Source organism: Kitasatospora sp. NPDC056783 (genome assembly GCF_042789895.1).
Lineage (GTDB): Bacteria > Actinomycetota > Actinomycetes > Streptomycetales > Streptomycetaceae > Kitasatospora.
In genome coordinates this window covers 1-18963 of sequence record NZ_JBHUAF010000146.1, presented here as the reverse complement: position 1 = coordinate 18963, position 18963 = coordinate 1, and the positions used below count along the sequence as shown (strand labels likewise).

Sequence of the window (18963 nt, the reverse complement as noted above, 5' to 3'; positions counted from 1 at the left end):
TTTTTTTTTTTTTCTCCTCACAAATATTTATTAAACATATTTATCTTGTTGTCTTTTTTTTTTTTTTTTTTAGTTGTGGGTGTGGCTGTGGTGGGGGGGGCCCCCCCCCCCCCCCCTCGACCACTCGTCCATCACCCCGATCCACCATCCCGAGCCTGCCAGGGGGATTCCGCATGTCCACCCGTTCCCAGACAGTGGCCACCACCGCCCTGTTCTTCGGTGCCGCCCTCCTCGTCGTCATCGGTGCGCTGCTCCTCTTCCCGGCGCCGAAGCCCGGTGTCGAGCCGAAGCCGACCCCCGCTCCGCTCACGACAGGCGACCCGCACACTCCAGTGCCGACCACAGGCGGGACCGGTGGGTCCACGGTCGCCGCCCCGAACCCCCCGGCCGCCCCCGCCACCAGCGCGGCGGCACAGGAGACGACGGAGCACCTCCTCTCCGTCCCCGCACCGGTCGAGCAGGTGGCCCGCCAGTTCGTCACGGCGTGGGCCTCACATGACGCTCGCCCCGGCCGCGACACCTCCTACGAGGACGCGGGCCGGCGCGCGGCCGCCTTTGCCTCACCCACGCTCGGGGACGACCTGGCCGCCGCCCGCCCCGCAACGGGCGGCCTATGGGAGCAACTGCGCGGCCAGCAGGCCCAGGTCGTCGCGGAAGTCGTCGAGGTACGCCTGCCCGACGGCGCCCCGGCCCCCACCGACGAGGTCACGGTCCTGCGGGTCATCTACCGGGTGACCCGCACGGCCGTGGGTGCCGCGCCGTCGGTGTCGGTGGAACAGGCAGCCCTCGAGGTGAAAGCCGGCATCGACGGCACATGGCGCGTCACCGCGCTCCCCAACGCCTGAGGAGCCGGGATGGGTAAGTTCCTGAAGATCCTCGGCTCGGTGCTCCTCGCCGCCGGTGTCCTCCTCGTCGCGCTGATGATGGCCGTGGCCGGCACCATCGGCAAGGCTGCAGCCGATCAGCCCGGCCGCGGCAACGGACCGGGCGGCGGCATTACCGCCTCGGCCCCGGTGCCGGAGTGGCTGCGCTCCCTCATCGCCACCGCGTTGGTCGGCAAGTGCGCGCAGCTGACCCCCTCGCTCCTCGCGGCTCAGCTGTACCAGGAGTCACACTTCGACCCGAAGGTCTCGTCGCCGGTCGGCGCCCGCGGAATCGCACAGTTCATGGACGGCACCTGGAGTACCTACGGGGTCGACGGCAACGGCGACGGCCGCAAGGACCCGCTCGACCCCGCCGACGCCGTGCCAGCCGCCGCCGCCTACGACTGCGCGCTGGCCGAGCAGCTGAAGGGCGTTCCCGGGGACAGCACCGAGAACATGCTCGCCGGCTACAACGCCGGCCCGGGCGCGGTTCAGAAGTACAACGGCATCCCGCCCTACCAGGAGACTCGGGACTACGTGCGCCTGATCCGCGAACGCGCGACGCAGTGGGCTGCCGGCATGGACGGATCCGTCCCCCTCCCGCAGGGCTCCGAGGGCGCCACGCGCGCCATCGCCGCATCACGGACCGCGCTCAACACGCCCTACGTCTGGGGCGGGGACTGCCGCTCGCCTTACCAGGGCCAGAACGGCTGCGACTGCTCGAGCCTGGTGCAGATGGCCTGGGGGGCTGCCGGAGTGAACCTGCCGCGCGTCACGTACGACCAGGTCAAGGCCGGCACCGCGGTCCTATCGGTCTCCGACCTGCGTCCCGGTGACCTGCTCTTCTCCCGGGGCAGCGCCGAACACCCCGAGCACGTCGGGATGTTCATCGGTGACGGCCAGGTGATCGAGGCGCCCCGCACCGGCCTCAACGTCCGCATCCGGACGCTAGAGGACTGGAAGGACGAGGTCCTGGCCATGCGACACATCGCCTGACCTGGGAAAACGCGATCCTGAAGCCCACTTCTAAAAGATCTTGCCGACGGATGTCACACCGGACGTCCGAAACCGGCCTCTAGGTATGCGACCTGGAACAGGTCCGTTCATCCCTGCCGGTCACACACACGAAGGAGCGTCAACATGAGCACCACCACGATCATCGACTCGGCGATCGACTTCATCGGCGCTCTGCCCGACATCGCTGCCCAGGCCCCGGCCTTCCTCCTGGAGAGGATCTGGGTCTGGCTGCCGGCCGTGGTGCTCGGCACCGCGGCTGTCGTCGGCGTCCGGACACTCCTGGTGCGCCGGGCCCTGCGCTCCCGCGTGGGCTACGACCTGCTGCCCACCACAGCCTTCGATCCCAGTCCTGAGGAGCTCCTCCGCTTCGCCCAGCACATGGCACACGCGCAACGCAGCGCGAGCCGCTGGCGGCTGACTCCTCGACGGGGACTGGCCATGCGGGTGCGCCTTACCTCCGTCGACGGCCTGACCATGCGCGTCGAAGGCCCCGCGGTGTCGGCCGCCGTGCTGCGCCACCAGGTCTACGCAGGCTGCGAGGTCCGCTCGGTGGAGACCCCGCATCGCGGTGACACCACGCCGGAGACACCGGCACCGATCCGCTTCCCCAACACGCCGCCCGTGAAGTCCATCTGATCCCCGGAGCACCACATGACCTCCTCGACCCCGATCTCCCTGTCGAAGCCGCCGGCCGACGAGCCGCAGCAGTCCGCCCCGGGCACCCACGCCGAAGCGCCGGCCGACGCTCCACTGCAGCTGTACGTCGCCCGAGAGGAGCTCTCGCTGGCCCTGCCCGAGTACCTGGCGTTGCGAGAGGTACCGCTCCGACCGGATCCTCTCACCGCCCTCGCGGGTGCCTTCGGCGGGATCCGTCCCGATCTCGGCGAGCAGGCCGACGTTGCTCTCGACCTGGTCCCCATGTCGCCGGGGTCCGTCAACCGGCGACGTCGGCGACTGCTGAAGGCCGCTCACCGTCGACCCCTCGGGGCCGGCCCGATGGTTGCTGGCATGCCCCACGAGCAAGGTGGTGCTGGCCTTGGGTTCAGCCTGTCGGGTGCATTCTCCGAGGCAGCGGCCGAGATGCGGGGCCAGGCCGCCGGCGGGCGGGCCCCTGCGGCCGCGCCCAGGTTCCGCACTGCTGCCCAGGCCGGCGACCAGAAGACGGCGATGGGCAAGTTCGCGCCGGCCAACCCCGACGTGGTCTTCGCCCTGCAGATGCTCATACGCACCCAGTCCGCCGATCCCGCCCGGCCGCGGCTGCTTCTGGACCAGATCCTCGCCGCGCTCGAGATCTGGGCCGGCCACAACCACTTCCGCCCGGTCGGTGCGAATCTGGGGCTCATACACCTGAGCGCCGATGCCTGGCTGTACCGAGCCGCATTCGACAGACGCTTCGAGACCGGCCTGTTCGAGCCGCGGGGACGGCACCAGCTGGTGACGAGCACGGAGATCGGCGGCCTGGTCAAGCCGCCGACGAAGCACAACACCGCCCCGAACATCGCGCGCTCCGGAGGCGCTGCCCCTCCCGCTCCGCCGGAGCTGCCCGACTTCACCGGCCAGGACGGCGTCTTCCCCCTCGGCTACGTGGCCAAGCCGGGCGGTGGGTGGCGCCTGGTCGGCCTGCCACTCGAGTTCCTCCTCTTCGGCCTGTTCCTCGGCAAGAGCGGTTACGGCAAGACCGAGATGGCCCTGATCCAGGCGATCGCCCTCGCCCATCAGGGCCACGGGATCTTGTTCCTGGACCCGCACGGTGACGGCTGGCAGCGCGCCCGCCCATACCTCGCGCACGAGTCGATTGAGGATCGGCTATGGGAGATCGACCTGACCTCTCCGAGCCTCGACTCGATGGTCGGCTCGTGGAACCCCCTGTCGATGGAGAGCAGACGCAAGGACGAGATCTCGGACATCGTCGGATCCATCGTCACGGGCATCGGTTCCGCCCTCAGCTGGGGCGACACTGCGAGCCGGGCCCGGACGATCCTGACCCGCGCGGTGGAGTCGCTCGCCTACATCTCCTACTACGTCACGCACGAACGCGGCGAGCCGGACCTCGCCCCGACGCTGTTCCAGATCCGCGCCATCCTGACCGACGAGGACTTCCGCGACGCGGCCATACCGCACCTGCCGCCAACCGTTCAGGAGTTCTGGATCAAGGTCTTCCCGAAATACCCACCGGACGCCACTCCCGTGGTGACCAACATCATCGAACGGTTGGACAGCTCGACTGCGGTCAAGGCGTTCCTCGGCTCCAGCCGGAGCACCTACGACATCCGACACGCCATGGACAACGGGAAGGTCGTCTTCGTTTGCCCAAGCGGTACCGGCGACACCGACAAGATCATCAGCTGCCTGCTGCTGTTCGACCTCTTCCGCGCTGGCCTGTCCCGCAAGACGATCCCGGCTGGCGAGCGGAAGGACTTCTTCGCTTTCGTGGACGAGCTCACCGCTGTTGACGGGGCGTCCAAGGGCACCTTGGCGGCGATCACCGAACAACTGCGCAAGTACAAGGTCAAGCTCCTCGCCATGACCCAGATGGCGCAGCGGTTGAGCACCACGACCCGCCAGGGATTGCTCCAGAACCTGTCGATCCTCTCCACCGCTGCGTCCGGCATCGACGAGGCGGCGATGACCGTCCGGCAGTGGGGTACCGCCCTGACCGCGGATGCGATCCTTCGACTGCCGCGCTACCAGTACTACATGTCGGTGGCTCTCGACGGTCAGGCCACCGAGCCCTTCCACGTCCGCGGGGCCAACGTTGAGAAGCTCTACGAGGACTACTGCAACCCGGCTGGCTTGCCTGCCCTGGACGCGGCCGTCAACGCGAACCTCCGTCGCCGACCGGTCCAGGCAATCCTGACCGACCTGGAGAACCTCAACGGTGCGCTGAAGGAGTTGCTGCTGTCCTCTCCCGAGAACAAGGCCCGGAAGACGAAGCGTGAGCCCGAAGCCGAACCAGCAGTCTCCGAGCAGGCGAACCCGCGGGTGCACGGGGCTGCCGGCAGCACCATCAAGACGACCGGTGCCCAGCGGTTCGACATGTGGGAGGGCATGGATCTGGGCGGTGAAGGACAGTGACGATCAGCGCTTCCGAGCCGGCGACCACGCCCCCGGCGAGCCTGCCGCTCGCCGCCCAGTCCTCCCTGCGAGTGCTGTACCAGCACCGCTTGATGTCCACGCCCCAGCTGCACCGCCTCCTCACCCCGGCCACGGCGCGCCCGGTCTACCTGCTGCGGCAGCTGAACCGTCTGCGCGCGCTCGGCCTGGTCGACCGGGTCCGTGTCCAGGGCCCGGCGCTGACGCGCATGCCCTTCCTGTGGTACCTGACCGACGTCGGCGCCGACCTGGTGGAGGAGGACCACGAGCTCACGCACCGGCCCTACCGCGTGACCGAGGGCGGTGCCATGGGATCGCGGCAGGCCCACACCTTGGCGGTCAACGAGACCGGCCTCGCGTTCGTCGAGCACGCGCGGAGGCTGGGTCACGAATGCGGACCCCTGGACTGGACGCCGGAGGTCGCGAACCGGATCAGGGACGGGCAGCGCCGGTTCGAGGACGACCACGTCATCTCCGACGCTGTGGTGAACTACGTCCATATCCATCCGAACCAGCGGCGTACACCGCTGCAGGCGTTCGTCGAGCTCGACCGTGCCACGATGACCGTCACCAGGCTTGCCGCGAAACTCTCGGCCTACGGGCGGATGCACGACTACGTGCCCCAGGAACCCGACCGTTCCCGGTCCCAGGTGGGTGCCCGGCCGGCATGGCGCTACCAGTACCGGACGTTCCCCCGGATCCTGGTCGTGCTTACGGGCGCCGGCACCCGGGCACTCGCCGGCCGGGCCAGTGATCTGGCGCATCTCGCCAGCTCCGACCCGCGGCTGATGCGCCATCGGGACACCCTCGCCATCGGCGTGACAACCCTCGGCCACCTTCAGAAGTACGGGCCGTTCGAGCCGATCTTCACCCCGTTGCTGCGCGACTCCGGGCCCACCGACCTGTATCTCCGGCCCCCGGCCGAACCGGACGGCCAGGGAGTCCAGGAATGAGCACCGCCATGACCGCGCCGAGCGCCGACAGCATGATCCATCTTGCGGAGATCCTCCAGCACCACCCGAAGCTCCGCCAGCGGCGCTTCGAGCTCCTCCCCCTGCGCGGTCCGGGCGCGGCCTTCACCGAGCCGCAGGGCCGGGCCCCGGGAGAGGCAACGCCGCCGGCCGAGCTGGCCGACCTGATCTCCACGATCTCGGTGATGGGCCAGCTCGGTCCCGTGATGGCCGAGGAGATCACCACCCCCGGCGGCGCTCCCAGCATCCGGCTCATCACCGGTGAGCGCCGCTACCGGGCCATGCGCTGGGGGGCCGTCAACCGCCCCGACAACCCGCACTTCGCCTCGCTCGCCGCGATCATCTGCCCCGGGCCGCTGTCCGAGGAGGAGCGGCACATGTGGAGGTTCACCGAGAACTTCGCCAGGGAGAATCTGAAGCCGGGCGAGCAGGCCGCAGCGTTGATGTACCACCGCTGCGCAGTGCTCGTCGGCCGTCTGCTGCGCGCCGGCAAGCCGGTGCCCGCTGAGGTCTACTCCCTCACCGACTCGATCGAGCGGTTCAACGCTCTGGAGAGGATCCGCGCCAACGACCCGTCGTGCGCAGCTCCGTGGCCCGACGTTCTTGACCGCCTCGGACTGCAGCTGAGCGAGAGGAAGGCCACGGAACTTGTCAGGGCCTTCCGTGAGCTCCCGCGGGAGCTGACCCTCGAGATGGACGAGGAGTCGATCCGCCTTCACACCCGCATCCGCTTCGCCGAGCTTCTTCGCGGCCGCGAGAACGCTGCTGCCGGCATCTGGGCCGCTCTCAAGGGGACCGGGCGACTCCATCTGCTGCCTACGGCGGTCAAGGTCGGGCTCGAGCAAGACCAACTGGACACCGAGGAGATCCTGGAGATCGCCCAGGACCGCCAGGACGCGGCCAACGCTCGCCGTCGTGCCACGCTCACGCGAGTGCCAGATCTGCCCGGGGACGACACCGCTGACAACCCTGCTCCGTCGGTGCCCGGCGCTTCCCGCCCCGAAGCCGCTCCCGAACACGATGGCGTGGAGCAGAGCAGTAGTCCTATGGGGCTCGGCGGCGGGCCGCCCGAACCGGACGCACCTGCCGACGTCGAACCGGCGACCGCCGATCGGGCCCCGGACCGCCTGGTCGGCGTGACCACGGTCCGCCACGCGCTCGACGGGCTCCGTGAGCTCCTGGCCGAACTGCGTACTGGCAGCACCCTCGGCCGGTACGACGAAGGCTCGCTGCGTCTGGCGTTCCGCGAGATCGAGCCCTACCTGACCACCTCCACCACCACGCACGAAGGCGAGAAAGCCGCATGACCCGCATCTCCCTGCCCACGCCGACGATCGGCCTTCCGCTTCCCGGCCGCGGCTGCGACTGCCGCACCTGCGCTTTCTGGGCCGGCCCCGACGGCTGCAGCGGCGGGCCGGCCACCATCGAGCCACTGTGCAGCGGCACCAACAGCGACTGCTCCTACTGCGGCTGCGCCGCCTCGGAGGCCGGCTCGCCGACCAACGCCTGCAGCAGTTGCCCGATCCGCTGCGGCTCCCGGACCGACATCACCGCCTGGATGCGGGACGTCGGCGGCACCCTCACCTTCGACGACATCGAGATCGACGGCGTTCTCCCGGCGCTGCCCTCCTTCATCCCCATGACCGACGGCAGCGCCGTCACCGCCCTGGATGCCAGCCTCCGCTGGCCCGCGTACGGGGTCGGCCTCCGGCGCGTCTTCAGCCCTGACACCCACACGGTGTACCCGAGGTTCGCGGGCAAGAACGCGCGTGAAGTCCTCGGTCTGCGCAAGGACCAGCAGGCGGTTCTCGTCGGATACGGCGAGGACCCGTTGGTCGAGAAGTTCTGGACGCTGCGTCGCCGCGGCCAGCTGGTCGAGGAGATCGCCTCCCAGGGCTGGGACGTCGTCCTGGCCTGCAACTACTCCATCTACGGCAACTGGCCCAGGGCCGAGCACCTGCTCAACATGCGCCGGGCCCTGCTGCTGGCCTCCGAGTTCGCCGAGGCCGGCGTCGTCTCCGTTCCCAACCTGTACTGGTTCCGGTTGGAGGATCTCCAGCGCTACACCGCCTGGATCGCCGACGCCCCGCCGCCCGCGGTGGCCGTCAACTTGCAGACCGTGCGCGAGAACAACAACTGGGACACCTGGGCCCTGCCGGGACTGTTCTGGCTGGCGGAGAACCTGCCCGAGGACATGCCTGTCCTCCTCACCGGCCTCTCCAGGGCCGACCGCATCGCGCAGGTCGTCGCCCTCTTCGGCACGCGCCTGACCCTGATCAGCCAGAACGCCCACCAGTACGCGCTGCACGGAGCGATCATGACGCCCGACGGGCGGGAGGACATCAAGGCCCGTCCCGCCGACGCCTTCGCCGCCACCGTCCGGTACATGGCGTCGCTGCTGCCGCCCCGCTGAGGACGCCGACGAAGCGTCGGCTGCCCTTCAAAAAACTTCTTCCGGATTCGTGTCACACCGGGCACCGATTCGCGGCCTCTAGGTGCAGAACCTGGAAGGAGTTTCACGATGTCGGCGACCACCGAACCCATCGCAGCACCGAACAGGACCCACAGTTGGGAGCTGTGGGTCCTCCTCGTTTGGCACGGCCCCCTCGGCGCACCGGTCGACCCGGTGGCCGTCCTCGCCCTCAACCGGGCGCCGAATGCCCCGACCCCCTCCTACCTCACCTGGGTACCCCTCACCTACGACGCTGCCGCCCCGTGGCGGGAGCGCCTCGACGGATCCGTCACGCCCGAGCAGGTCGAGCGCTGGTCCCACGAGGACAGCGCCTGCGCGGCCGTTGCGGCCGAGGTCCCCGACGACGCGGTCGACCTGGCCCACGCCGCCGAGATCGTTCTCGACGGCCTCCTCGCTGAGGCGATCCCCGCCATCGCGGCAGCCGGCCGGCGCTGATGGGCACCAACTCCAAGACCAGCCACCAGGCGTACACCGTCGCCCCTGCAGTGCCCGGCGATGCCCCCGAGCCCAGCGATGCCCCCGGGGAGTCCGACAACCCCGAGCTCCAGGCCGCCCAGCAGGCGTACATCACGGCCTCCGAGCTGGCGCAGCTGATCGGTCATGGTGGCGTCGACGATGACTGGGCCGACGGACCGCCACTGATCGACGTTCCCGACGACCCAGTAGCGAAGTTCGAGCAGTTCGCCGAGCAGATCAAGGCGCAGCGCGAGGCGCTGGCCCTGATGAAGGAGGCCGGCGCGCCTCAGGAGGTCCTCGACGAGACCCTCAAGTCCATCAAGGCACAGTCCCTGGAGTACCTGAACAGCTTGACGCCCGAGGAACTGCAGGCAATCGCCGCTGCTCAGGGCTTCGAACACCCGGCACTCGTCGGGATGTCCGGCAAGACCCAGCATCCGCTGGTCCACTGGCTGGACCCGGCCTACGACCAGGACATCATCTCCAAGCAGAAGATCCAGGCGGCCGCCACCAAGCGCTATGCCCAACTGGTCTCCGGCGAGAGCGTCGGCGGGCTCACGCTCGCCGACCTGCACAAACTCGAGGGCACGCCCCCGCCGCCGGCGCCCGGGCCTCCCGGGCCGTGGACGGCGTCGCCAGCCGAGGTCAACGAAGCGGTCAACACCTGGTCGACCGCGGTTAAGGCGTACGCGGCGGCCAAGGGCGGCCCCAACCAGGCGCAGGCCCTTACCGAGCTTCTCGCCGCGGAGAACACACTCACCACGGCCCAGTCGCCCGAGATGGGCGATGCCCTGGCCCAGCTCCAGGCGTCGGCCAAGCTGTCGACCGACCAGGTGCTCGCAAGCGGAGCCCTCGACACCTACACGGTCGCGCCGGCGGTCAAGGCCGCCGTCGAGTCGGGTCAGCTGACCAAGGACGAGGCGAACCACCTCAAGGCGCACGAACTCCTCGCCCTCATGCGGTCGAGCACGCCGGAAGCCGAGCGGGCCCTGCTCTCCGAGCGCGCCCACGAGCGCAAGAACCAGCTCTCGGCGATCGACGAGGCCCTTGACGTCCACAAGTTGGGCAAGCCCGACCAGTCGTCCGATCTGTCCCTTCCCTCTCTGGCGTCGGAAGGGTTGGCCGCTCAGGACACGGTCGCCTCCTGGGTCTCGAAGGCCGGCGAACTGCACGCGCTCCAGCAGTCGGCGCAGGGCTGGATCCACGAAGTCATCCCGCACCCCAACGACCTGGGCATGAGCAACCCCGGCCTGCTCGCCTCGCACCAGGTCGACCCGAAGGAGCTCCGGAAGGAGTTCACGGCCTGGGCCAAGCACCAGCCGCTCGCACCCCTGCGCCAGGTCGCGGACCAGCTCGGCATGCCCGCCTCACTTAAGGCGTCCAGGGCCTCGGTCCAGCAGTACCTGACCGCCCACCTCGATCCGTCACTCGACAAGGGCGCCGTGCTGAAGGCGGCCGAAGCTGCCCACAAGGCGAAGCAACAAGCCAAGCTGCCCTCCATCCTTCAGAACCCCACCGCGGCCAGCGCTTCCGAAGCCACAGCCCCCTCGCCTTCCCCTGCTCCAGAGGCCTCTGCCGATACGTCCCAGCCGACGAAACCGGCTGCCGCGGCCGCACCGACGGCTCCTGCGGCAACGGCGCAAGCGAAGCCGAAGGCGCCCAAGCCGAAGCCGAAGCCGGCGTCGGCCGGCTCGTTCGCCGCTAAGCATCAGGCCCTGGTGGCTGCCCTGCAGCAGGCCCACGCCACGACCGCCGACGTCCCCGCCAGGGTGGACGCTGCGCAGATCCACGCGACGGACTTCGGCGCCGGCAAGGCGGCGCACCTCGGCGGCACCCATCCGAAGACCCTCCACACCGCGCCCGACGGCAGCCAGTGGATGTTCAAGCACTACACCTCGGCGTCGGCTGCCCGAGCCAGCGCCGAAGCGGCGGCCTCCCACATCTCCCACCTGGGTGGCGTGCTCACGGTGCCGGTCTATGAGAAGAAGATCGACGGCAAGGACGGCTGCATCCAGCCGATGGTCAGCGACGCGAGCCAGCTCAGCGCGAGCCCGAAGTCCTGGACCCAGACAGAGGTCGACTCCGTGGTGCGCAACCACGTCATCTCCTGGGCGGTCGGCGACCACGATGGGCACGCCGCGAACATGCTGCGCACCTCGTCGGGAGGGATGTCCCCCATCGACCGGGGCCAGGCGTTCAAGTACTTCGGGACTGACCGCCTCGAGCTCGGTTGGACCCCCGACGGCTTGGGTCCCAGCAGCCAGTACATGCCCGTGCATCAGAAGGCGTACCTGGCCTCCCAGAGCGGCGGGCTGGCCCCGGGCGTGAAGATCAACCCCGTCGTCGCCCACCCGGTGATCAAGCAGCTTGAGTCGATTCCGGACGCGCAGTGGCGGGCGGTGCTCCACACCACGGCGCACGAAGGTGCGAAGGCCGGCGTGCGGTGGGAGCCCCACATGCGCAAGCGGGCAGCCAAGGACCTGGGGATCAAGACGGCCGACGTGACGACGCAGCAGGTCGCCGAAGCCTTCCTCGACTACTCGTGCGAGCGCAAGAACGGCCTACGGGCGGCGTTCGCCGACTTCTACACCACGCAGCTGAAGATGCCCTCCGGGGCCGCGCTCAAGTACGGGAGCTGATGAGGACGCATGGGAACGAACTCCAAGACCAGCCACCAGCCATACGCAGTCGCTCCGACTGCGACGGAACTTCTGGAGCCCATACCGGCCGGCACCGCCAGCCCGCCGCCGACCGGTGATGTCGGTGGCGCCGATGCCGTCGGTGGCCTCGTGCTGCCTCCCGACCTGCAGGGACAGGTCCAGGCGAAGCTGGCCTCGCTCCTCGACCAGGGACCACCGCTGCCACCGGAGACGGGCCCCGCGCCGGTCAAGGGCGATGCGGTCGGCGGCGAGCTGGGAGCGGGAGGAGCTCCCGGCGGTGCGATCGAAGAGGAATCGGAGACGCCCGATGACGATCCGGCCAAGGCTGCGGTAGTCGACGGGCCTCAGGAAGCGGCGGAGGACGAGCAGGCCGCCACCGATGACGACGGTGTCGCACTGCACGGCGAAGTCCAGCCTGACGAGGAGGAGAACGAGGAGCCGGAAGAGGACTCGCTGTGGACGGTGCCGACGACTCCCCCGGTCGGCGTCGCGGCCGGCGTACCCGTGCTCATCAGCGGCAATGACCTGGTGGACTCCACGGCGACGCTCGTGTCGTACAGCTCCGGCTCCGACCAACCGCGCGAAGTGCTCCTCACGCACCTAAGCGAGGAGGCCGAAGGCAAACTCCTGGACGCACTCGACGTCTCGGAGCAGAAGCTTGTTCCGGTCCAGGTGGAGAAGGAAGTGACCGGACGGCTGGGCCTTGACGAGCAGCACAACCTCGCCGAGCTCGTCGGCCTCGCGGCCAAGGGAATCAACGGGAAGATGAAGTACGGCGAGGAGCCGACCACGAAAACCCTCTCCCAGTACCAGGATGCCCAGAAGGCAGTCGATGCCGTCCTGAACAACCCGGACCTGACCGACGATGAGAAGGCGATGGCGCAGTACTACGCCGGGCACCTACAGACGATCGGTGAGCGCATCAACAATCCGACGGCGCTGCCCTACTTGGAGGGAGGGAAGATCCCGATGGTGACTCCCTACCTGCACACGGGGATGGCGACAGTGACGGAGTACGTTCCGGCACCACCCGATGAAGGAGACGGCGACGGTCTCCTTCACGCCACCAAGCGGAAGGCCAGCCGGATCAAGGCGACGATCGACAAGAGCACGGGCAGCACGTCCTGGGACGGGGAGACCCGGGCGGAGGCCAAGGGCATCGAGTACGCGATCGACCTGGGTGACGGCTACAGCGCGGTGTACCGGCCCTACGCGGGCAACGACCCGGCGAAGACGGAGTACTCCATGCGAGGGCAGCTCGAGATCCACGCCCCCGCCGGTGCCGGCAACGGAAAGGAACTCGTCGGCCGGCTGGAGCAGCTCCACCTGATCAACCGGGCCATGACCGCGACCGAGGGCGAGCTGACCTACCTCCACGCGAACATCACTGCACAGGGCCTGGGAAAGAACGTCGGCGTCCAGACGGCGCTCGAGACGGCCAACGCCCTTGAGGACCTGCAGGTCCAGGAACTCTTCCATGAACGAGCCCATCAGGCGATCGGGCTCGACGCGGCGGAGCTGGGTGCCTTCGCGAAGCGGATCCAACTCGAAGCTGCGCACAAGGTGCTGCCGAAGAAGGTCGACGTCATCCGCGACGCTGTCGCTCAGGCGGCTGGCTTCGCCAGCGGTGCGTCGCTGGCGGCAAGCCCCGGCTATGACCCGACCCCTGCTCGGTCCGCAGGGTGGTCGTCCTGGTCGCGGTTCGACGTGACCGGCGACCCAGAGAAGTTCGACGCGGCTTGGAAGGGCAAGAGCCTCATCCACAACATCGGTGGCGGAAGCCTGGTCGATGTATTCGCCACCGGCGTCCTGGCCTCTACCGAGCGTCGCGCCGTGATGGGCATCGGCACCGGCATCGGAATGAGTGAAGGCACGGACAAGATGACCGGCGGCGCCAACTACGCCTTCCTGCGTGTCTCCTCCAGCTCCTCGGCCGGATCGTCGTCATACGGCTCGCGGCTCATCTGGGACAACCCGCGGACGCTCATGCAGCGCGCGGACTACTACGCCTACGACGGCGACCACTTCGGCGCCCTAAACCCGAAGGCGGGGAAGAGTACCAGCGGTCAGACCCGCGACCCATACAAGATCGCGAACTTCTCGGCCAGCAACAACGAAGTGATGCTCCGGAACGGGTGCGACCTCTACTCCGAGCAGGCACCGACCCGAGCCATCGCCAAGAACACGGCGGAGCGTGACGCCGTCCTGGCGCTGTTCGCCTCCCGCGGCATCACCCACCTGAACGGCAAGCCGGTCGACGAAGTCGTCGTCCTGGGCCACTGACCCCTTCCCAGAAAGGCAACCCCACCATGACCACCACTCCAGCCGCATGGATGTCGGCTCTGACCGCCCTTCTCACCGGCAGGCACAGCACCACCGGGGACCGCGACGACGCCGGCGCCCAACTCGTGGTGACCGATCCCGACGGCTCCGAAGTGTTCCGGGCCCCGCTCGCCCGGCACAGCCGGATCGACCCCGACCACCCGAACATCCTCTGGATCCGGCCCATAGTGGGCGGCTCCCCCACCACGGAGCGGTCCTTGCCGTACACCTACAACCTGAACGTCGCCCGACGCAGGTCGCTGACCTGGGCGCGCATGGAGGCGAGCGCCGACGGCTCGCTCCACTTCCACCTGCGGCCCCTCGGCGACGACGAGGCCGGCCAAGTCGCACGAATCGAACCCGCCGACGGCGACGAACTCGAGGAGCTCAGCCGCTGGGACACCTTTGTCAGCGGCCTCAGCGCCGGCGACGAAGCGGAGCTGGACCGCCTAGAAGCCGACTCCTGGAGCGGCACCGAGTACTCCTGAGTCCGAACCTCCGGGTCGCCGAGCCTGGGATGATGTGGTGGCCGGCGCATAGCCGGCCACCACGCCCGCGCAGAACAGCAAGGAGGAGACATGGCCACCCACCGCGGCCACCCGCTGACGATCGCCCGGACCGAAGCCCTCGTCAGCCCCCTTGCCGCACCCGACGCGGAGCAACTCCCCACCACGACCTGGCTGCGAGACCGGGCGCGGCTGTTCAGCGCTGCCGCAAAGGTCAAGTTCCACCTGATCACCAGCGCAGCGCTCTACACCCGCATGACCGGAGAGCAACTGAGCAGCGGGGACGTCGGCCGGGCGTACTCCGGTCCGGCCAGCGCGCGCCTGCCCGTACCCCTCGTGTACCTCAACCTTGAGGTCCTCGGCACCCGACGCGCCGTCGACAAGGCGCTTGCTCACGAGGTCATGCACGTCGGCTGGCCCTCCTACGGCCACAAGGCGATCGCCTTCGAGCGTGCGCAACAGGTCCTGAACGCGGTTGGTGTCCTCAGTGCAGCTCCCTGAACACCGCACGCCGAGCCAGAGGGTTGCCGAAGCGCTAGAAGTGCTGTAACTTATTTCTCGTGAGGGCGCTTCGCCCCACACGGCCACACCTTGCGTGTGGCAGACCCGCCCCATCGCCCTCCCCCCCCCGGCGACCGGCGGCGTCGAAGGCCCGGGCGGGCACCCCCTGTCCGCCCGGGCCCTACCTCAGCGACAAGCCGCCGCCCGGAGCCGCGCGCCCCCGGCGCCACCGGCCCCGCGCCAAGGAAAGGCCACACCCCATGGCGACGACGCATTCCCAGGTCCGTCTCCACGCCGAGGGCCGGCGGACACCCAACGCCGGCCGCCCGCTCCGCGCGCCCGACTCGCCTTCAGATGCCGTCGCTGAGAAAGCCCTCGAACCGCGCCGGCCGGAATGCGGCACCGCCGGACGCCACCACCGGGCGTCCACGACCGCTCCGCCCGGCGAACCGTCCAACTCACACGGTCCATTCGGCCGGGTTGTCACCATTGAGCTCGACGCATTGCACCTCAAGGCGGCGCCGCTCGACGCCGAACTGCTCCGCACGTTCCTGCTCGGCCTGGTGCCGTTGGCGATCGCGGAGCAGCAGGGAGCGAGCGATGGCGACATCGAGGCGATCAGAAGCCGGTGCCTCGAGCTCATCGCCAGCCACGGCGACGCGCTCCAGTTCGGCGGCCGGCACCGCGCCGAGTCGCGCACCGCACTCGCCGAGGCCATGGCCCTCCTCGCACGACAGCCCGGCGGCGTCACACGGTTCGGCATTCACGCCTGCACCCACGAACACGAATACTGCCCAGGCTACAAATAGCCGCCAGACTCGATAGAGCCAGGGGAAACCACATGGCCGCGCGCAAATTCATGCTGACGCAGAATTCCCAGTTGCGGAAGATCGGCGTATTCAATTTCACTCTTCCCGCTTGGGTGGTCACTCTTCCCGACGGGAGGTCGATCAACGTCTGCCCCAGCGCCTCCGCGTGCATCAAGCTCTGCTACGCAAGGTCCGGGGCCTACCGCTTCTCGAATGTCCTGGCCGCCCACATGCGCACTCTGGCGTTTGTGATGGACCACCCGGACGAATGGGAAGCGGCGATGATCGAGGAGCTGTCCCACAAGCGCTACGACGGAAAAAGTGTCCGCATTCACGACAGTGGGGAATTTTTTTCCGATGATTACCTGCTTCGCTGGATGAGGATCATGGAGGAATCCCCCGGGGTCCACTTCTACACCTACACGAAGGAGGTAGGCATGTTCCGGCAGCACGTCGAACCCCATCCGCCCGCCAACTTCAGGTGGCGCTACAGCCTCGGCGGGAAGCAGGACCACCTCCTCGACCTGACCAGCGACCGGCATGCCGAGGTCCTCCCGGACGAGGACGCGGTGGCTAAGGGCGGATTCGTCTCGAACACGCCGTCCGACCTCGTAGCAGCGAGCGCCGCGATCAAGGTAGGGATGCCGGCCAACAACATCCGCCACCTTCAGAAGCTGCAGGGGCAGCGGACCTTCGGCGAGATCCAGCGTGAGATGGACGAGGTGCGTCGGCGCCGGCTCGAACGCGCGCGGGTGAAGGCGCGCTTCCGCCTAGCCACCTGACCCACATCAGTGGGTTGCAGAACAGACTTAAATGCTGTAACTTATTTCTTGTGAGTGGGACGACAGCCCCTCACCCACGGCAAGCCCACCACGAAGGGACCAGTACATGTCTTCCATCACCGCGGCCATCGAGACCCCCACCGGCCGCAAGCTGAGCGCGGAGATCACCGACGACGAGTTCGGCCGCTCCACCTACGCCGTCGGCCTCATCAAGCGCACCGGAGAGACCGTCCCGATCGGCTCGTTCGTGATCCACCCGGACCACCGCGCCGACCCGAAGCCGGGCCGCGTCTACGTCCAGTTCGGCGAGGGCGACCAGAGCGACCGCCACGCCCGCGCCAACGTGCCCACCATCGGCGCGGACGGCCCGTACCTGGTCGGCGACGCGATCCTGAACCCGAACAAGATCACCAAGGACGACGGCCGCTGGCTCCGCGCCAAGGTCGCCTCCGCGCCCACGCACGCCCACTCCCACCACGCCGCTGAGGACACCAGCGAGCGGGCCGGGGACATCGTCGGTGCGCTGATCTCCCACTGGCTCAACCGCCCGGAGTTCGCGGAGCTCACCGCCACCTACGGCAAGTTCCGCGCCCCGGACCGCAAGGCCGCCCTCCACGCCAAGCTCGCCGTCCTCCGCGCCAACATCATCGCGATGGAGCTGGTTGCCTCCGACTACGAGACCCAGCTCGCCTTCCTCGACCTCGTGCACCAGGACGAGACGGACAGCGAGTGACGGGCGGTGGGCCGCACCACCCAGGTGCGGCCCACCGGCTTCGCAGCAGACCAGGAACGCCCGCTCCCCGGAGCGGGCGTTCCGGCGTTTTCGCACGTTCTCGCCGACCCGAGGGCGCGCCCATCCGACTGCGGCGATGTACATTGCGCTGGGGCGCTGTATCCTATTTCACGAGCCGAGCGCTCGACGGAAGCGGGCCGGCGGAGGGCCCGAAGGCCCCGACAGTCCGCCGGCCCGCACGGCCACGGCAAGGTGGACCGCCAGCAGTCTAGAAGCCCCCTTACCCGGAGGAGAACTTCCTGTGATTCCCGCAGGCGCCGGCCCCCAACCGATGCCGCGCGCGGCCATCGCCGCCAAGTACAAAGTACGGCCGGCCATGGTACGCAGGTGGACTGCGGACAGCACCTTTCCAACCGCTGAGCCGGACGAAGACCGATGGAAGCCCGACCTGGTCGACGCCTGGATCCAAACGAACCACCCGGCGGTCTGGGCGACCACCAGGTCCGAGCCGAATCCGCTGGGCCTACCCGAAGGCCGTGATGAGGATCTGCTAACGGCACGGGACTTCGGCATCATGATGCGCGTCACCCGCGGACGTGTGATCCAGCCGGCCACCATCCGGGCCTACGAGGCGCGGGGCTCCATTCCTGCTGCAGATCGCCGGCCTCTTGATGGCCTGTCACCCGAGGTCGCAGGCCCCCGGTGGTTCCGCAGGACGGTGTACCAGCACGTTCTGGGCGGCCGGCAGTTGCCGGTTGACCGGCGACCGGTGAGCGAATCCCCCGCCGGCCCTCCCTGCAGCCCTTCAACCCGCCACGACCTGGAGTCCTGACCGTGACCATCGAAGCCCAGACTCTGACCCGCGCCGGGATCCAGGAGATCTACGGCATCCAAGTCGGCCTGCTGAACCAGTGGGTCGCCAACCCGGCCTTTCCCGACCACATCGACACGGCCCGGCACCCGGACCAGGGCAGGGCTGCAGCCCACTACCTGTACGACGCGGCCGCCGTTGATGCATTCGTCAAGGACCACGACCGGCTGCAGTGGCTCCGCGCCCATGAAGGCGCAGACGCTGCGGAACAAGAGCTGCGGGCCCGGCTTCCCCGAGGCAATCCTGCCGACCTGCTGACGCGTAAGGAGTTCGGCGAGGTCTTCGGGAACTTCACCAGGGGCAAGCCGCTTGGGGACAGCACCATGCGGTCGTACCTTGCCCGTGAGCAGATCCCTCAGCCCGACCGCCACCCGGACGACGGCCAGGAGCCGCAGGTCTACGAGCCGCACTGGTACCGCGGCACGATCTACCGCTACCTACTCGACCTCCCCGGCCGGGGCGGTCGCGGCAAGGGGCGCACCAGGACGGCGGGTGCGCCCAGTGACCGCAGCTTGGTGGGCACGCTCCCTGCCGGCGATCCTGGCGACCTGCTCACCATCGAGCAGGCCGGCGTCATCGTCGGCAACTTCGCCCGCGGCAAGCCGTACCCGCGAGTCACCATGAATGGCTACAAGACCGCCGGCCGCATCCCTGCGCCGGACCGCATGCCCGGCGACGGCCGGCAACCCGAGGTGAAGGAGCCTCGATACCTGCGCAGCACTGTCCACGCGATGGCCGAAGCACAGAGCCGAGTTGCGCGGGGATAGAGCACACGAACGCAGCGAGCGGCGGTGGCCGGCAGGAGGCTGGACGACGCACGGCCCTGGGTGGACGCACGACTGCCCGACGGCACACGGATGCACGCCGTGCTGCCCCCGGTGGCCGTCGGCTCGACCTGCCTCTCCC

General features: G+C 68.8%; 16 protein-coding genes and 1 pseudogene. All 17 read left to right on the top strand.

Annotated features, from left to right (window positions below):
• Positions 1 to 173: 173 nt before the first annotated feature.
• Positions 174 to 845, top strand: a complete 672-nt coding sequence (locus ACFRMQ_RS21285) for a hypothetical protein (protein WP_380732079.1) — start codon at positions 174 to 176, stop codon at positions 843 to 845.
• A gap of 9 nt (positions 846 to 854) precedes the next feature.
• On the top strand, positions 855 to 1859 hold the full coding sequence (locus tag ACFRMQ_RS21280) for an NlpC/P60 family protein (RefSeq protein ID WP_380732078.1): 1005 nt from the start codon (positions 855 to 857) through the stop codon (positions 1857 to 1859).
• A 144-nt stretch (positions 1860 to 2003) separates the two neighbouring features.
• Entirely contained in the window at positions 2004 to 2516 is a 513-nt protein-coding gene (locus ACFRMQ_RS21275) for a hypothetical protein (RefSeq protein WP_380732077.1), read from the top strand.
• 15 nt (positions 2517 to 2531) lie between these two features.
• The gene (locus ACFRMQ_RS21270; RefSeq protein WP_380732076.1) at positions 2532 to 4955 is read left to right on the top strand and encodes an ATP/GTP-binding protein; all 2424 of its coding nucleotides are present in this window, start codon (positions 2532 to 2534) and stop codon (positions 4953 to 4955) included.
• Entirely contained in the window at positions 4952 to 5926 is a 975-nt protein-coding gene (locus tag ACFRMQ_RS21265; RefSeq protein ID WP_380732075.1) for a replication-relaxation family protein, read from the top strand. The genes ACFRMQ_RS21270 and ACFRMQ_RS21265 overlap by 4 nt, the downstream gene beginning before the upstream one ends.
• Positions 5923 to 7251: a hypothetical protein gene (locus tag ACFRMQ_RS21260; protein ID WP_380732074.1), complete on the top strand. Its 1329-nt coding sequence runs from the start codon at positions 5923 to 5925 to the stop codon at positions 7249 to 7251. The genes ACFRMQ_RS21265 and ACFRMQ_RS21260 overlap by 4 nt, the downstream gene beginning before the upstream one ends.
• The gene (locus tag ACFRMQ_RS21255; protein ID WP_380732073.1) at positions 7248 to 8357 is read left to right on the top strand and encodes a hypothetical protein; all 1110 of its coding nucleotides are present in this window, start codon (positions 7248 to 7250) and stop codon (positions 8355 to 8357) included. Before ACFRMQ_RS21260 ends, ACFRMQ_RS21255 begins: the two co-directional genes overlap by 4 nt.
• Positions 8358 to 8465: 108 nt before the next feature.
• Positions 8466 to 8852 (top strand): hypothetical protein, encoded by a 387-nt coding sequence (locus ACFRMQ_RS21250; protein WP_380732072.1) that lies wholly within the window; start codon positions 8466 to 8468, stop codon positions 8850 to 8852.
• Positions 8852 to 11512 carry a hypothetical protein gene (locus ACFRMQ_RS21245; RefSeq protein WP_380732071.1) on the top strand — a complete coding sequence of 887 codons (2661 nt, stop codon included), beginning with the start codon at positions 8852 to 8854 and terminating at the stop codon, positions 11510 to 11512. The genes ACFRMQ_RS21250 and ACFRMQ_RS21245 overlap by 1 nt, the downstream gene beginning before the upstream one ends.
• Before the next feature lie 9 nt (positions 11513 to 11521).
• A complete protein-coding gene (locus tag ACFRMQ_RS21240; protein WP_380732070.1) occupies positions 11522 to 13816 on the top strand; it encodes a hypothetical protein in 2295 nt (764 codons plus the stop codon).
• 26 nt (positions 13817 to 13842) lie between these two features.
• Complete coding sequence (locus ACFRMQ_RS21235) at positions 13843 to 14343, top strand: hypothetical protein (protein WP_380732068.1); 501 nt, start codon at positions 13843 to 13845, stop codon at positions 14341 to 14343.
• Between the two features lie 90 nt (positions 14344 to 14433).
• On the top strand, positions 14434 to 14862 hold the full coding sequence (locus tag ACFRMQ_RS21230) for a hypothetical protein (protein ID WP_380732067.1): 429 nt from the start codon (positions 14434 to 14436) through the stop codon (positions 14860 to 14862).
• 260 nt (positions 14863 to 15122) lie between these two features.
• Complete coding sequence (locus ACFRMQ_RS21225; RefSeq protein WP_380732066.1) at positions 15123 to 15671, top strand: hypothetical protein; 549 nt, start codon at positions 15123 to 15125, stop codon at positions 15669 to 15671.
• Between the two features lie 32 nt (positions 15672 to 15703).
• Entirely contained in the window at positions 15704 to 16453 is a 750-nt protein-coding gene (locus tag ACFRMQ_RS21220; protein ID WP_380732065.1) for a hypothetical protein, read from the top strand.
• Between the two features lie 106 nt (positions 16454 to 16559).
• Positions 16560 to 17186 carry a hypothetical protein gene (locus ACFRMQ_RS21215; protein ID WP_380732064.1) on the top strand — a complete coding sequence of 209 codons (627 nt, stop codon included), beginning with the start codon at positions 16560 to 16562 and terminating at the stop codon, positions 17184 to 17186.
• 834 nt (positions 17187 to 18020) lie between these two features.
• Complete coding sequence (locus ACFRMQ_RS21210) at positions 18021 to 18824, top strand: hypothetical protein (RefSeq protein WP_380732063.1); 804 nt, start codon at positions 18021 to 18023, stop codon at positions 18822 to 18824.
• An 18-nt stretch (positions 18825 to 18842) separates the two neighbouring features.
• Positions 18843 to 18963, top strand: a pseudogene (locus ACFRMQ_RS21205) (pilus assembly protein CpaF); the annotation flags it as partial.